General features: G+C 59.8%; 14 protein-coding genes and 1 tRNA gene. 13 read left to right on the forward strand and 2 right to left on the reverse strand.

Annotation, left to right across the window (positions count from 1 at the left end):
• The first annotated feature begins 9 nt into the window (after positions 1 to 9).
• From alaS to AC3YUO_RS10565, 8 genes are all read left to right on the forward strand, one after another.
• A complete protein-coding gene (gene alaS / locus AC3YUO_RS10530; RefSeq protein WP_489962990.1) occupies positions 10 to 2,688 on the forward strand; it encodes an alanine--tRNA ligase in 2,679 nt (892 codons plus the stop codon).
• Between the two features lie 487 nt (positions 2,689 to 3,175).
• Complete coding sequence (locus tag AC3YUO_RS10535) at positions 3,176 to 3,703, forward strand: hypothetical protein (protein ID WP_489962991.1); 528 nt, start codon at positions 3,176 to 3,178, stop codon at positions 3,701 to 3,703.
• Between the two features lie 147 nt (positions 3,704 to 3,850).
• Entirely contained in the window at positions 3,851 to 4,345 is a 495-nt protein-coding gene (locus tag AC3YUO_RS10540; RefSeq protein ID WP_489962992.1) for an RNA polymerase sigma factor, read from the forward strand.
• On the forward strand, positions 4,332 to 5,372 hold the full coding sequence (locus AC3YUO_RS10545) for a hypothetical protein (RefSeq protein ID WP_489962993.1): 1,041 nt from the start codon (positions 4,332 to 4,334) through the stop codon (positions 5,370 to 5,372). Before AC3YUO_RS10540 ends, AC3YUO_RS10545 begins: the two co-directional genes overlap by 14 nt.
• 67 nt (positions 5,373 to 5,439) lie before the next feature.
• Positions 5,440 to 5,778: a histidine triad nucleotide-binding protein gene (locus tag AC3YUO_RS10550; RefSeq protein ID WP_489962994.1), complete on the forward strand. Its 339-nt coding sequence runs from the start codon at positions 5,440 to 5,442 to the stop codon at positions 5,776 to 5,778.
• 138 nt (positions 5,779 to 5,916) lie between these two features.
• Positions 5,917 to 6,009: an HIT domain-containing protein gene (locus tag AC3YUO_RS10555; protein ID WP_489962995.1), complete on the forward strand. Its 93-nt coding sequence runs from the start codon at positions 5,917 to 5,919 to the stop codon at positions 6,007 to 6,009.
• A gap of 481 nt (positions 6,010 to 6,490) precedes the next feature.
• A complete protein-coding gene (gene rpoN, locus AC3YUO_RS10560; protein ID WP_489962996.1) occupies positions 6,491 to 7,846 on the forward strand; it encodes an RNA polymerase factor sigma-54 in 1,356 nt (451 codons plus the stop codon).
• A 263-nt stretch (positions 7,847 to 8,109) separates the two neighbouring features.
• A complete protein-coding gene (locus AC3YUO_RS10565; protein ID WP_489962997.1) occupies positions 8,110 to 9,027 on the forward strand; it encodes a LysR family transcriptional regulator in 918 nt (305 codons plus the stop codon).
• 64 nt (positions 9,028 to 9,091) lie between these two features.
• Here AC3YUO_RS10565 and AC3YUO_RS10570 read toward each other — a convergent pair whose 3' ends face one another.
• On the reverse strand, positions 9,092 to 10,312 hold the full coding sequence (locus tag AC3YUO_RS10570) for a dicarboxylate/amino acid:cation symporter (RefSeq protein WP_489962998.1): 1,221 nt from the start codon (positions 10,310 to 10,312) through the stop codon (positions 9,092 to 9,094).
• 84 nt (positions 10,313 to 10,396) lie between these two features.
• Positions 10,397 to 10,957, reverse strand: coding sequence for a manganese efflux pump MntP (locus AC3YUO_RS10575; protein ID WP_489962999.1), 561 nt, complete (start codon positions 10,955 to 10,957; stop codon positions 10,397 to 10,399).
• 339 nt (positions 10,958 to 11,296) lie between these two features.
• Here AC3YUO_RS10575 and AC3YUO_RS10580 point away from each other — a divergent pair.
• The 5 genes from AC3YUO_RS10580 to AC3YUO_RS10600 all read left to right on the forward strand — a co-directional run bounded on the left by AC3YUO_RS10580 (position 11,297) and on the right by AC3YUO_RS10600 (position 14,317).
• Positions 11,297 to 11,383: transfer RNA gene (locus tag AC3YUO_RS10580), tRNA-Leu, on the forward strand.
• A gap of 143 nt (positions 11,384 to 11,526) precedes the next feature.
• Positions 11,527 to 11,919 carry a DUF5655 domain-containing protein gene (locus AC3YUO_RS10585; RefSeq protein WP_489963000.1) on the forward strand — a complete coding sequence of 131 codons (393 nt, stop codon included), beginning with the start codon at positions 11,527 to 11,529 and terminating at the stop codon, positions 11,917 to 11,919.
• A 21-nt stretch (positions 11,920 to 11,940) separates the two neighbouring features.
• Positions 11,941 to 12,114, forward strand: a complete 174-nt coding sequence (locus AC3YUO_RS10590; RefSeq protein ID WP_489963001.1) for a DUF4250 domain-containing protein — start codon at positions 11,941 to 11,943, stop codon at positions 12,112 to 12,114.
• 168 nt (positions 12,115 to 12,282) lie between these two features.
• Positions 12,283 to 13,611 carry an MATE family efflux transporter gene (locus AC3YUO_RS10595; RefSeq protein WP_489963002.1) on the forward strand — a complete coding sequence of 443 codons (1,329 nt, stop codon included), beginning with the start codon at positions 12,283 to 12,285 and terminating at the stop codon, positions 13,609 to 13,611.
• A 169-nt stretch (positions 13,612 to 13,780) separates the two neighbouring features.
• On the forward strand, positions 13,781 to 14,317 hold the full coding sequence (locus AC3YUO_RS10600; protein ID WP_489963003.1) for a CarD family transcriptional regulator: 537 nt from the start codon (positions 13,781 to 13,783) through the stop codon (positions 14,315 to 14,317).
• Positions 14,318 to 14,350: the final 33 nt, after the last annotated feature.

The raw sequence follows: 14,350 nt of genomic DNA on the forward strand, positions 1-14,350 counted from the left end.
TAATCAAATATGAGCGATCCCAAACCCTTTGGCTTAAATGAACTGCGCGAGATGTTCCTGTCCTTCTTTGAGACCAAGGGACATCTGCGCCTGCCCAGCTTTTCCCTGATTCCCCAGAACGACCCCTCTCTGCTGCTCATCAACAGCGGCATGGCGCCCATGAAGCCCTGGTTCACCGGGGAGCAGGAGCCCCCCCGTCACCGGGTGTGCACCTGCCAGAAGTGCATCCGTACCGGCGACATTGAGAACATCGGCAAGACTGCCCGCCACGGCACCTACTTTGAGATGCTGGGCAACTTCTCCTTCGGCGACTACTTCAAGAAGGACGCCATCCACTGGGCCTGGGAGTTCCTGACCAGCCCGGAGTGGGTGGGCCTGGATCCCAACCGGCTCTATCCCTCTGTCTTTGAGGGCAACGAGACCACCCCTGCCGATGACGAGGCCTTCCGTATCTGGAACGAGGAGATCGGCATCCCCGCCGACCGCATCTTCAAGTTCGGCAAGGCGGACAACTTCTGGGAGCATGGCTCCGGTCCCTGCGGCCCCTGCTCTGAGATCTACTACGACCGGGGCGAGCAGTGGGGCTGCGGCAAGCCCGGCTGCACCGTGGGCTGCGACTGCGACCGGTATATTGAGGTGTGGAACGTGGTGTTCTCCCAGTTCGACAACGACGGCGAGGACCACTACACTGAGCTGAAGCAGAAGAACATCGACACCGGCATGGGTCTGGAGCGCCTGGCCTGCGTGTGTCAGGGCGTGCCCTCCCTCTTTGACGTGGACACCGTCATGAACATCACTCACAAGGTGAGCGAGATCACCGGCGCCCACTACGGCGAGACCGCCGCCAAGGACGTGTCCCTCCGCGTGATTACCGACCACATCCGCTCCGCCACCTTTATGATTTGCGACGGCGTGCTGCCCTCCAACGAGGGCCGGGGCTACGTGCTGCGCCGCCTGCTGCGCCGGGCTGCCCGCCACGGAAAGCTCTTGGGTGTGAACAAGCCCTTCCTCTATGAGGTGTGCGACACCGTCATCCATGAGAACGAGGGCCACTACCCCGAGCTGCGGGAGCGTCAGGACTATATCACCAAGGTCATCCGGGTGGAGGAGGAGAACTTCGCCAAGACCATCGACGGCGGCCTGCGCATCTTCAATGAGATGCTGGAGGGCCACAAGGCCAAGGGGGAGCAGACCTTCTCCGGCGCTGACGCCTTCAAGCTCTATGATACCTACGGCTTCCCCATCGACCTGACCCTGGAGATGGTGGAGGAGCAGGGCATGACCCTGGACGAGGATGAGTTCCACAAGCAGATGGAGGAGCAGCGCCAGCGGGCCCGTAAGGCCCGGGAGGCTCTGGGCGATCTGGGCTGGTCCGGCGTGGAGTTCGGCAAGGACGTGCCCGAGACCGAGTTTGTGGGCTATGAGAACACCGAGACCGCCGGCTGTAAGGTCGTGGCCCTGGTGGTGGAGAATGAGCAGGCTGAGGAGGTCATGCCCGGGGTGGAGGCCATCCTGGTGCTGGACAAGACTCCCTTCTACGCCGAGATGGGCGGCCAGGTGGCCGACCACGGCACCATTACCACCCAGAGCGGCGCCCAGTTCCTGGTCAACGACGTTCAGAAGAACAAGGGCGGCAAGTATATGCACTACGGTAAGCTCACCTCCGGCGTGCTGAAGCTGGGCGATGAGGTCACCGCCGCCATCGACGTGAAGCGCCGCAAGGCCGTCATGCGTGCCCACTCCGCCACCCACCTGTTGGACAAGGCTCTGCGCACCGTGCTGGGCGACCACGTCCATCAGGCCGGCTCCCTGGTGGAGGAGGATCGGCTGCGCTTTGACTTCACTCACTTCTCCGCCATGACCCCCGAAGAGCTCTCTAAGGTGTCCGCCATTGTCAATGAGGCGGTGCTGGAGGGCTATGACATCCACACTGACGTGCTGCCCATCGAGGAGGCCAAGAAGCGCGGCGCTATCGCCCTCTTCGGCGAGAAGTACGGCGACACCGTCCGGGTGGTGGATATGGGCGAGGGCTACTCCGTGGAGTTCTGCGGAGGCACTCACCTGGACAACACCGCCAAGGTGGGCGTGTTCCACATCTCCAGCGAGTTCTCTGTGGCCAGCGGTGTGCGCCGTATTGAGGCCACTACCGGCAAGGCTTCTCTGGATATCATGAACCGCAATCAGGAGATGCTCTTCCAGGCCGCCGCTACCCTGAAGGCCAAGCCCGGTGAGCTGCGGGACAAGGCTGAGCACCTGATGGCGGAGATGAAGGACCTGAAGCAGATGGTGGAGAAGTTCAAGAGCAAGGACGCCATGGGCGAGGCCGAGCGCTTCCTCTTCGCTGCCCACGATGTGGGCGGTCTGAAGGTGCTTACCTCCACGGTGCCCGATGCCGACGCCGCCCGCCTGCGCAGCATGGGCGACTTCCTGCGGGATAAGGATCCCAAGGTGGTGGCTGTGCTGGCTACCGTTCAGGGTGAGAAGATTACCTTCCTGGCCGTGTGCGGCAAGGAGGCTGTCCAGAAGGGCGTGAAGGCCGGTGACATCATCAAGCAGGTGTCTGCCATTGCCGGCGGTTCCGGCGGCGGCAAGCCCGACTCCGCCATGGGCGGCGGCAAGGATCCGCTGATGCTGGATAATGCGCTTGCTATGGTGGACAACGTAGTGTCCATGAAGCTGGGGCTGTAAGCCGCCCGGCGAGCGTAAGCGAGCCCGCGCTACGGCGCGTAAAATCCCCGCCGAAAAATACGGCGGGGATTTGCGCACTGCCGCCGCAGCGGCGTTTCGGAGCGCAACCGACCGTAGGGCGGCTCTTAGCGCGGAGATGGGCGAATTCACTTCGCCCGAGCATTTAAAATGAAAGGGCACCCGCCCCGGCGAAGCCGGGGTGGGAACGGCGGCAAGGATCCGCTGATGCTGGATAACGCCCTCGCTATGGTGAACAACGTGGTGTCCATGAAGCTGGGGCTGTAAGCAACCCTGCCATGTAGATAAATGCAAATACAAAGCGTAAAATCCCTGTCGAAAAATACGACAGGGATTTTACGTATGGCCGCTGCGGCAGTGTTTTGGCGTGCAGTCGCCTCAGACGTAGGGGAAATGGAACCACACAAAGGGACAGGAAAGACCGGACCAGCGCAGCTGGGAAAGAACTTGGGACAAGGAGGACCATCCCATGACACGGGAGGATTTGGCGCGGTTTTGCGCTATGAAGCTGGACTTTGAATCCATCGGACTGATACAGGAGAGGGAAAATACGCCCTATTTCTGCACCCCGCTGGGAGCGGAGTATGTGGGGTGGATTGGCTGTGACGGAGTCCACTTTATTCTTCTGCCCGGAGACGAGCGGGTGTTCTGTGTGGATCCCGCCATGGGCGAGCCGGGGAGCTATGTGCTGCCGGTGGCGGAGAATTTCCGCACCTTTCTCTCCTATATACTGTTTTGCCGGGATGCCAACCCCTTGTCCCAGATTTGGTGGCTTTCCGAGGAGCGGTTCCGTAAGCTTCTGGCGGAGGACGCGGAGGCAGACTGGCCAGGGTGCAAGGAACTGTTGGCGCGAAAGGCACAAACTCTGGAGTGCCTGCGCGCCGAGTTTTCCATTGCTCCCGTAGATCCTTATGAGGCTGTAAAGGCGCTTCAGGCTGATTTTGACCCGGACGTACTGACATTTTCTTCCGAGTATTACGAAACATTGGGGCTGTGAAGCGGAGAAAAGCAGAAAACCCGGAGAAGGCATAGTGTAACATGGCAGGGACGGCTCGAGGGCCGTCCCTGAATGTTTCATTTCTTTTGCAACATTTTCCCGCACTCAATCGTGTAATAAGCAGAAAGACAAAAGGAGGTGTCCGGAATGAACCGCGCACGCAGTGGAGAGGAAATGGCCGCCCTCTACCGCCGCCATGTGGCCATGGTGTATCAGATTTGTCTGATGCTCATGAAGAATGTGCCTGACGCGGAGGACGCAACTCAAACTGTCTTTCGCAAGGTGATGGAGTATGACAAGCCCTTTCGTGATCCGGAACATGAAAAGGCATGGCTCATCGTCACCGCCCGAAATGAGTGCCGGGATCAGCTGAAGCACTGGTGGCACAGAAACCGGGAGAGTGAGGAGGCCCTGCAGCGCATGTGCTGCGAGGAGCCCAGAGAGGATGAGCTGAAGGAGCTGATCTGGGGCCTGCCCGAGCAGGACCGTCTGGTGCTGTATCTCCACTACTATCAGGGGTATACCGCCCAGGAAATTGCGGAGCTCTTGAAGAAAAATCCCTCCACGGTTCGTACCTGGCTGGCCCGGGCACGGCAAAAGCTGAAGTTGAGAATGGAGGCGGAAGGATATGACATTCCATGATTTGAATCAGGTGTTTGACGAGTTCGCACCCACACCGGAACAGGAACAGGCCATGCTGGAGCGCCTCCTGAGCGAGGAAAGGAGGACAAGCCCAATGAAGCCGGTGAAAAAAACAGTAACCGTATTGGTCGCGGCCGCCCTGCTGCTGATGGCCTGTGCCTTTACCGTGGCGACGGGTCTGGACCAGAGATTTTTGGCGTACTTCAGAGGAACCGAGGAGGATGCTCAGCAGGTGTCCGGTGGTGTAGTGGGGGTGGGACAGAGCTTCCAATATGAAAACGGCTGGACCATCAACATCGAACAGGTGCTGGCGGACCGCTACTCCCTGGCGGTCCTCACCGAGGTGGTTGCCCCGGAGGGGACTGTGCTGGACGGAGAGGCCTACTACTTTGAACTGGGCATGGAGCTGCCCCCTTCGGCACGTAACCAGCCGGCCAGCAGCGGCTGGGGCTATGGCCCGGTGATTCTGGAGGATGAGGACCCGGGGGACAACCGTCTCACCTTCCTCCAAACCAAGGGAGCTCGGGAGCTGGGAGCCAAGGACCTGTTGGGCCAGAGTGTGACCCTGACTCCAAAATGGCTGATGGAGAGCGGAGGCAAGAAATTAGACGTGGATTTCTCTCGGGAGGAGCGGGAGCAGAGCTGTACCGTGGCCCTGCCGGAGCAGGACAGCGGCAGAACCTACACGCTGAGTGCGCCCATCCAGGTGGATGGGGAGACCATGACGCTGAGCGAGCTCTACCTCTCGCCCATCAGCGCGGCCTTTGTCCTCAAGGGAGAACCCGGGGAGGAGCAGACCCTGGAGGGGTCGGACCTGGCCCACATCGAGGAGGATGCCAGTCTCCATCTGGCGGACGGCACAGAGGTATCCATACGGCGTATGGTGTCCCAGACCACCGACGAGGCTACGGGAGCGGTACACAGCATTTTCCAGACCGATATGATTCTGGAACCGGAGGATGTGACCGCCATCACCCTGCTGGGCCAGACCGTCTCCCTGGATGGGGTGGCGTTTACGGAAGGCTGATTGCCCATTGCAATTTCGGCAAAATGGGGTACAATGGAAGTACCTGACAAACAAAGGAGGGTTTTCCATGTCTGATTGCCTGTTTTGTAAGATTGCCGCCGGGCAGATTCCGTCCAACAAGGTCTACGAGGATGAGACGGTCTATGCCTTCTACGACATCGACCCCCAGGCGCCCACCCATTTCCTGGTGATTCCCAAGGCCCACATCGCATCTGTGGCGGAGATCACCCCGGAGAATGCCACCGTGGTGGCCCACATCTTCGCCGTCATCTCCAAGGTGACCAAGGAACTGGGCCTGGAGAGCTACCGGGTGGTGTCCAACATCGGGGAGCAGGCGGGCCAGTCCGTGCCTCATCTCCATTTCCATGTTCTCAGTGGACGGGACATGACCTGGCCTCCCGGCTAAGAGGCCTGCTCACCGGGGCCCCATGGCACATGGGGCGGCGCCTTTGCGCCGTAAATTCCTCCGTCCCGCAGGGACGGAGGAATTCCGCAGGGCGAATTCACTTCGCCCGAGGAGAATGAGAAGGGGACCCAATGGGGCTTGCCCCATTGGGAAGAGCAGGCGGGCCAGTCCGTGCCGCATCTCCATTTCCATGTCCTCAGCGGACGGGATATGACCTGGCCTCCCGGCTGATGCGAAAACGAAAATCTCCGGAGCTTCGGGCTCCGGAGATTTTTTATGAAAAAACGGTTGACAAATGAGTTAGCATATGCTAATCTAAGCGTGGTTAGAGGAAGCGAACTCCCCCTCCTCACATTACACCTCCCTGCTTTCTTCCTACCTTTAGTTGTGACGCTCTCTGACCACCAGACTAGTCCGGCGGAACAGGCATCTCCCCGGACGAGCCCCCGGCTGTGCGCATACACGCAGCCGGGGGTTTTTCTATGTACCTGGAGGAAGAGCGGCAAAGGAACAGCTGGCTGGCGGAGAGAACTTCTGTTACAGTTCGCACAGCAAATGGAAATGACACAGGAAGAAATTTGTTGAAAAAGATGACAAGGGGTGTGTTTTCTGGTATAGTAGGGGTGACCGAGAAGAAAGCGGCCTCCTGGGTCCGGACTTTATAGGACCTGGGAGGCCGTAGGTTTGGAGACCGGCAGAGGAGGTATGCGCGGTGGAGCTTCAACAGCTGCAGGTACAGAAGCTGACCCAACAGCAGCTGCAGAGTGTGGAACTGCTGCAGCTGAGCACGTTGGAGCTGGAGCACTATATTCAGGAGCTGGCGCTGGAAAATCCCATGGTGGAGCCCGAGGAACGGACAGCGGCAGCGCCGGACCGGGGCGAGGAGCTGGTGAACCGCCTGCGCTGGCTGGAGGACAACGACCGACAGAACCACTTCTACCAGTCCATGAGCGAGGAGGAGCTGGACCCGCTGGCCCGGGTGGGGACGGAGGGAGGCCTGGAGGAGACGCTGCAGCGCTTTGTCCTACGGCAGATTGACCGCCTGCCCCTGGACCGGAGCACCGCCCGCTGCGTCCAGTGTCTGGCCTGTTTTCTGGAGGATGACGGCTACCTGCGGGTGGGCCTGGAGGAGATATCCAAGAATACCCGCATTCCGGTCAAGCAGCTGGAGCAGGGCCTGGACATTCTCCAGTCCCTGGATCCTCCTGGGGTGGGGGCGGAGACCCTGTCCCAGTGCCTGGTGCTCCAGCTGGAGCGCCGGAGAGAGGTAGGACCCGCTCTGGCGGTGGCCAGGGACTGTTTGGAGCTGCTGGCCAAGCGGCGCTACCGGGCCATTGGGGAGAAGCTTGGCCTCACCATGGCCCAGGTGCAGCAGGCGGAGGAGCGGATCCAGCAGCTGGAGCCCCGGCCTGGGATGATGTTCCAGCGTCCGGAGCAGGTGGCCTATATCCAGCCCGACGTCTTTGTGGAGGAACAGGATGGACATTTCGTGGCCCGTGTGCGGCAGCGGGAGCGCCCCATGTTCCGCATCAACAGCTACTACCGGGAGCTGCTGGAGCAGTCCTCGGACCGGGAGGTGCGGGAGTACCTGGGGGGCAAGCTCCACCAGGCGGAACATGTGCTGTGGGCCATTGGCCAGCGGGAGAGTACCCTGCAGCACTGCGCCCAGGTGATTGTGGAGCGGCAGAATGAATTTTTCCGGCGGGGCCCCATGGCCCTGATGCCGCTGCGGCTGGTGGATGTGGCCCAGGAGGTGGGCATCCACGAATCCACCGTGAGCCGGGCTGTGAGGGAGAAATATCTCCAGTGCCAGCGGGGGGTGTACCCCCTGAGCTATTTCTTCTCCCGCCGGGCGGCGGGGGAGGAGCAGGCCTCCTCCATGGGGGCTACGGCCGCCCGGGAGCTGCTGCGCCGCCTGATTGAGGAGGAGGACAAAACCTGTCCTCTCTCCGACCAGAAGCTGTGCGAGCGTATGGCTCAGGAGGGATGCCCGCTGTCCCGGCGCACCGTGGCCAAGTATCGGGATGAGCTGAATATCCCGGGGGCCAGCGGCCGCCGGCGCTATTAAAAAAATACGCTCCGGATAGCAGAGAGGGCTGCTGTCCGGAGCATATTTGTTTTTCTTTGGTGATGGATGGGATCACACAAAGGAGAAGAGAAGAAGACTGAACTGACACGGGATGGACGTGTCTGCCTTTTCCAGATTACGAAGGGAAAGCGCGGTCAGTCTTGGGATGATTTTAGCTTAGCACACACCGAATAAAAAATGAAATACATATATTATTGTCTTTATCATATCTTTTTGATATGATAAGTGGGAGGTGAAAAACTATGGAACTGCGTACCCTGCGCTATTTTACTGTGGTAGCCCGGGAGCTGAACATCACCCGGGCGGCGGAAAAGCTGCATATGAGCCAGCCGCCCCTGAGCAATCAGATGCATGCTCTGGAGGAGGAGCTGGGGGTAACCCTGTTTTACCGGGGAAAGCGCCGGCTTCAATTGACCCAGGAGGGGGAGCTGCTGCTGCGCCGGGCCAATCAGATGCTGGATCTGGCGGAAAAGACCCGGCAGGAGCTGCAGTCCATGTCGGAGGGCCTGTCCGGTACCATCAGTCTGGCTATGGTGGAGGGGCGGGCACCCTATTTGTGCGCCCAGTGGATTGCCGGGTTTCGCAGGCGCTATCCCCTGGTGCGGTACAGCCTGTGGAACGGCAGCGGAGACGATGTGCTGGAGCGGCTGCGGAAAGGCCTGGCCGACCTGGCCATTCTGGCAGCCCCCTATGACAGCGAGCATCTGGAGGGCTTTCCGGTGGGCCGGGAGCCCTGGGTCGCCCTGATCCCCAGAACACACCCTCTGGCGAAGCTGCCGGGGGAGGAGGTGGCATTGGAGTGCCTGGCCGGGGAGGAATTGATCATCCCCTCCCGGAAGTCCCGGGTGGAGGCCATCCGCACCTGGTTTGAGGAGATTGGCGCCGAACCCCGTATTTTGTGTGAGATGTCCAACTACGTAGATGCCGTGGCACTGACCGAGCAGGGGGTGGGAATCAGCATTTTTCCCCAGACCACTTCCACGCCCAATCGACTGCTGGTGTCCAAGGTGATTACCGACAGCGCCAAGGAGGCGGAATATGTGCTGGTATGGCCCAAGGAACAGAAGCCCCTGGGTGTGGCGGGAGAGTTTCTTCAGTATGTGCGGAGCACGGTGGAGGATCATCCGGATGTGCTCCCTGAGGAGAGAACGGTGCTATAACCGGCCAGAAAATACAAAAAACCGGCTGTCTTCAAGACAGCCGGTTTTTTGTAGGTGGGGAAACTTAAAGAATGGTCTGACTGGGCATCTCCTGAATGTTGTGCTTCTTGGCGTAGCCGGTGAGCATCAGGGTCAGGGCGCCGTCACCGGTGACGTTGCAGGCAGTGCCGAAGCTGTCCTGGAGGGCGAAGATGGTCATCATCAGGCCGGTGCCGTCGTTGTCGAAGCCCAGCACGCTGATGATGAGGCCCAGGGAGGCCATCACCGTGCCGCCGGGCACGCCGGGGGCGCCCACGGCGAAAATACCCAGCAGGAAGCAGAACAGAACCATGGTACCCGGAGCGGGCAGAGTGCCGTAGAGCACCTTGGAGACCACCATGACAAAGAAGGTCTCAGTGAGCACCGAGCCGCACAGGTGGATGTTGGCAAACAGGGGAATACCGAAGTCGGTCAGGTCCTGGCGGAGGACGGAGGACTTCTTGGCGCCCTTCAGGGCCACGGCCATAGTGGCGGCGGAGGACATGGTACCCACGGCGGTGAGGTAGGCGGGGCCATAGTGCCGCAGCACCTCCCAGGGATTGGAGCCGGAGTAGAGCCCGGCCAAACCGTACAGCAGGGCCAGCCAGATATAGTGGCCCACCATAACGATGAGAATGACGATGAGGAAGATGGGCAGCTGCTTGGTAATGGTGCCTTCATAGGCCAGACCGGTAAAGGTACCGGCAATGAAGAAAGGCAGGATGGGGATGACCACCCGGGTAACCACAGCCAGAATGATTTGCTGGAACTCTTCCAGCACCTGGGTGACCACACGCGCATGGGTCCAGGTGGCCGCCAGGCCCACCAGAACGGAGAAGACCAGAGCGGACATCACCGACATGATGGGGGCGATTTCCAGATTAAACAGCAGCTCGGGGGTGTCCCGCAGGCCTTCCACCGCAGACTGGATGGAGAGGGCGGGAATAATGGTGTAGCCGGCCGCCGTGGAGAACAGGGCGGCGCAGACCGAGGAGGTGTAGGCCAGCACCAACGCCAGCGCCAGCATCCGGGAAGCGTTGCTTCTCAACCGGGTGATGGAGGGGGCGATAAAACCAATGATAATCAGGGGCACGCAGAAGGAGATCAGCGAACCCAGCAGATTTTTCACGGTCAGGATCACCTGTATGATCAAGACGCCCACGTCTTTTCCAAAGAGGAACAGATTGGTGCACGCCAGGCCCAGGGCGATGCCGACGATCACGCCGATGATAAGACGGGCGGGCAGACTGCTCAGAGCTTTTTTCACAGGACCACAACCTTTCTTGTTTTGCGGAGCATTCCCATAGTACCATAATATGCGGCGAACCGCAACTGGGAAGCACAGTAAAAGTCAGCCCAGAACGCCCAGGTGTTCCAGCAAAATTTTCAGGCCCATCAAAACCAGAATGACGCCGCCGGCCAGCTCCGCGCTGGAGCGGAACCGGGCGCCGAATACCGCGCCCACCCGCACGCCGATGGCGGAGAGCAGGAAGGTGGTCACACCGATAAAGGTGACAGCGGGCAGGATGAGCACCTTCAGAAAGGCAAAGGTCACCCCCACAGCCAGAGCGTCGATGCTGGTGGCCACCGCCAGGGGCAGCATGGCCCGGGGCGTGAAGGAGCAGTCCACTTCCTCCTCCTGGCCGCGGGACTCGCGGATCATGTTGACACCGATGATGGTCAGCAGCACGAAGGCGATCCAGTGGTCAATGCTGGTGATCATGTTCTGGAACTGTACGCCCAGCAGCCAGCCCAGCAGAGGCATCAGAGCCTGAAAGAGGCCGAAGTAGACGCCGCAGATCAGGCTGTGCTTCAGCTGTGCCTTGGGGACGGACAGGCCCTTGCATACGGAGACGGCAAAGGCGTCCATGGACAGACCCACCGCCACCAGAAAAAGCTCCCATAAACCCATATTAAGTTCCTCCTCACTTGTTTGGTGCGCGCAGGCAAAAAGAAAAAGACCCACCTGTCCCCTGGGACAGGTAAGTCTCATCATTTCAGGTCCGGCCAGGAGAGGCATCTTCTCCAGTGTGTTGACCGGGCCGCGCCCAATGCGCCGATTACTCCCTTACTTTCCCATAAGCCTATCAGAAAGGGCGGCCTGTGTCAACCTATTTTTCCCTGACGGCGTTCATGCGGGGCTTTTTAAAAAAGAGAAAATTTTTTGAAAAAAGGTGTTGACACAATTCGAGGCTTATGGTAATATATCTCTTGCGCTGAGCGACACGGCGAAGCGCCAACTCAATAAGATGCGCGAGTGGTGGAATTGGTAGACTCGCTGGCTTCAGGTGCCAGTGCTCGCAAGGGCGTGCGGGTTCGACTCCCGCCTCGCGCACCAACAAAAGGACATCCAAAAGGATGTCCTTTTGTTTTGTGTTTTGCTCCCGGCTTGAAATGGGCAGAGAGGTTCCGGTTGACGACCGCCCTTTTCAAATGCCCGCTCCCGTGGTATAACAATATGGTAAGAGGGGAGGGCGTGCTGTGGAGCAATCGGAGTATTACCAGTCGGACGTGCTGTTCTTTTTCGACGGACATCCGGAGGAATTGGCCCTCTATGAGTCGCTGTTTGCCCGTATGGAGGAGCGGTTCCCCGACGCAAAGGTAAAGGTACAGAAAAGCCAGATCAGCTTTTACAGCCCCCGCCTCTTTGCCGCCGCCTCCCTGCCCCTGCGCAGAAAGAAGGGCTGGCCGGAGAAGAGCCTCCTGGTCACCTTCGGGCTCTCTCATCGGCTGGAATCGCCCCGCATTGCGGTGGCGGTGGAGCCCTACCCCAACCGCTGGACCCACCACGTGCTGGTCACCCGGGAGGAGGAGCTGGACGGAGAACTGCTGGGCTGGCTGGAGGAGGCCTATGAGTTTGCACGAAACAAATAAGAAGGAGAGGAGGGATGGAAGATGCTGCCGCAGGACCCTGCTATTTTGCTCAGCTATGTGAACACCTGCATGCGGGATGAGGGCTGCACGCTGGAGGAATTCTGCCAGGAGCACGACGCCGAGCAGAAGGACATCGAGAGCAAGCTGGCCGCACTGGGCTGCTGCTACGACCCGGAGCACCGGCGCTTTGGATGAGACGGGAATTGCTCTTGACTTTTTTCGTCCAAAGTGGTATCGTATCCCCACAATCAAACAAACTCTGCTTTGCCGCCGGGTAAAGCGACCGCGCGTTCGGATTTCATACCATTAGGCCTTAGAAGGTATGAAATGCCGGGCGCTTTTTGTATGTCTGGAGGAATGGGAATGGAGCAAAGGGGCCTGCGGGCGGAATTTTTGCGCTATGTATCGATGAATGTCATGGGAATGCTGGGCCTGTCCTGCTATATTCTGGCGGATACCTGGTTTGTGGCCCAGGGACTGGGCGCGGATGGACTGGCTGCGCTGAATCTGGCCATTCCGGTCTACAGCTTCCTTTATGGCTCGGGCCTGATGGTAGGAATGGGCGGCGCCACCAAATACGCGCTGCTGCGGGGCGCGGGAGAGCAGGAGAAGGCCGAAAAGGTCTTTACCAAGGCGGTGATCCTCGCCTGCTCGCTGGCGGTGGTCTACATGCTGGTCGGGGCCTTCGGAGCGGGAAAGCTGGCCGCGCTGCTGGGGGCCGAGGGCGTGGTGTACCCCATGACCAGGACGTATCTGAGGGTGATTTTGCTCTTTGCCCCGGCTTTTCTGCTCAACAGCACCATTTTGTGCTTCGTGCGCAATGACGGCGGCCCCAAGCTGGCCATGGCCGGCATGGTGGGCGGCAGTCTGGCCAACATTGTGCTGGACTATGTCTTTATCTTTCCCTGCGGGATGGGTATTTTCGGCGCGGTGCTGGCCACCGGCTTTGCGCCCATCATCAGCATGGCCATCCTGTCCCGGTGGTTTTGGAAGCGTCGCAACTCCTTTACCCTGGTGAAGACCGGGCTGGAGCCAAAAGCGGCGGGGGAGATTGCAGCTTTGGGCGTCTCCTCCCTCATCTCTGAGGTGTCCTCCGGTGTGGTCATGATCGTGTTCAACCTGCTGATTTTGGAGCTGGAGGGAAGCGTGGGCGTGGCAGCCTACGGTGTGGTGGCCAACCTGTCCCTGGTGCTGATGGCCATGTTTACCGGTGTGGGGCAGGGCATTCAGCCCCTGGTCAGCCAGTATTGCGGCAGCGGCAGGCCGGAGCAGGGACGGCTGGTCTACCGCTACGCCCTGCTGGCGGCCGGCGGCTTTGCTCTGGTGATGTACGGGCTCATTGCCCTGTTTGCCAGTCCCATAGCGGGCGCCTTCAACAGCGAAGGGAACGCGCAGCTGCAGGCCATTGCCTCCTCGGGATTGCGGCTTTATTTTCTGGCACTCCCCTTTGCGGCCTATAACGTGGTCACAGCCCTCTACCGAAGCGCTATGGATCAGCCCCGGCCGGCCTTTCTCATCTCCATGCTGCGGGGCTTTGTGCTGATTCTTCCCCTGGCATTTCTGCTGGCCTGGCAGTGGGGCATGACAGGTGTGTGGCTGACCTTCCCGGCGGCGGAGTGCGGGACCTCCCTCATCGCCCTGCTGGCAAGCTGGCGCGGACGGCGGAAGGAGCCGCTGGAAAAAGCACCCTGACACCGGGAAAGAGCTGGAACAAAAACTTACGAAACCCTCCAAAATGTGCTATTATATACCTGTAACGTGCTGGAAATGTTGAGAAGTGCAAGAAAAACTGTTTGCTGCCTGCGGGCAGGACGGGAGAAGGCGGTGCACTTCCGCTTATTTGGACAGGAGGGTTGCCAGAATGTTTGAAGTAGGCGCGCTGGTTGTTTATGGCTCAGATGGTGTGTGCCGGGTGGAAAAGGTGGGCCCGCTGGAGATGCAGGGGGCGCAGAAGGGTGTGGACTATTACACCCTGTCCCCGCTCTATCGCGGGGGGACAATTTTCATTCCGGTGGATGCCAAGGTGCGGATGCGTCCGGTGATGACCAGGGAGGAGGCGGAGGACCTGATTGCGCATATCCCCGAGATACAGGGAGAAAAATGCCAGAGCCACAATCCCCGTCTGCTTCATGAGCGCTATCAGACCAGCCTGAAGAGCGGCAGCTGCGTGGAACTGGTGAAGCTCATCCGGACCATTTACGCCAAGGGACGGGAGGCGGCGGACAAGGGACGCCATCTGGGCCAGGTGGATGAGCGGAGCAAAAAACAGGCCATGGACATGCTCCACGGGGAGCTGGCAGTGGCGCTGGACATTCCTCTGGATGAGGTGGAGGACTATATCAGCCGGACCATCCAGCGTGCCCAGGAAAGTGATGGGACAGAGAAAACGCAGGATTGAGCGGAAAATTGGACTGGATTTTCTTGCGGCGCT

The sequence above is a fragment of the Pseudoflavonifractor sp. HNCC25GI2 genome, assembly GCF_058136395.1.

Coding starts and splice junctions, on each gene's coding strand:
- AC3YUO_RS10590 (WP_489963001.1), top strand. CDS start 11,941: ATGCTGCCGCAGGACCCTGCTATTTTGCTCAGCTATGTGAACACCTGC.
- AC3YUO_RS10565 (WP_489962997.1), top strand. CDS start 8,110: ATGGAACTGCGTACCCTGCGCTATTTTACTGTGGTAGCCCGGGAGCTG.
- AC3YUO_RS10600 (WP_489963003.1), top strand. CDS start 13,781: ATGTTTGAAGTAGGCGCGCTGGTTGTTTATGGCTCAGATGGTGTGTGC.
- AC3YUO_RS10545 (WP_489962993.1), top strand. CDS start 4,332: ATGACATTCCATGATTTGAATCAGGTGTTTGACGAGTTCGCACCCACA.
- AC3YUO_RS10540 (WP_489962992.1), top strand. CDS start 3,851: ATGAACCGCGCACGCAGTGGAGAGGAAATGGCCGCCCTCTACCGCCGC.
- AC3YUO_RS10550 (WP_489962994.1), top strand. CDS start 5,440: ATGTCTGATTGCCTGTTTTGTAAGATTGCCGCCGGGCAGATTCCGTCC.
- AC3YUO_RS10575 (WP_489962999.1), bottom strand. CDS start 10,957: ATGGGTTTATGGGAGCTTTTTCTGGTGGCGGTGGGTCTGTCCATGGAC.
- alaS (WP_489962990.1), top strand. CDS start 10: ATGAGCGATCCCAAACCCTTTGGCTTAAATGAACTGCGCGAGATGTTC.
- AC3YUO_RS10595 (WP_489963002.1), top strand. CDS start 12,283: ATGGAGCAAAGGGGCCTGCGGGCGGAATTTTTGCGCTATGTATCGATG.
- AC3YUO_RS10535 (WP_489962991.1), top strand. CDS start 3,176: ATGACACGGGAGGATTTGGCGCGGTTTTGCGCTATGAAGCTGGACTTT.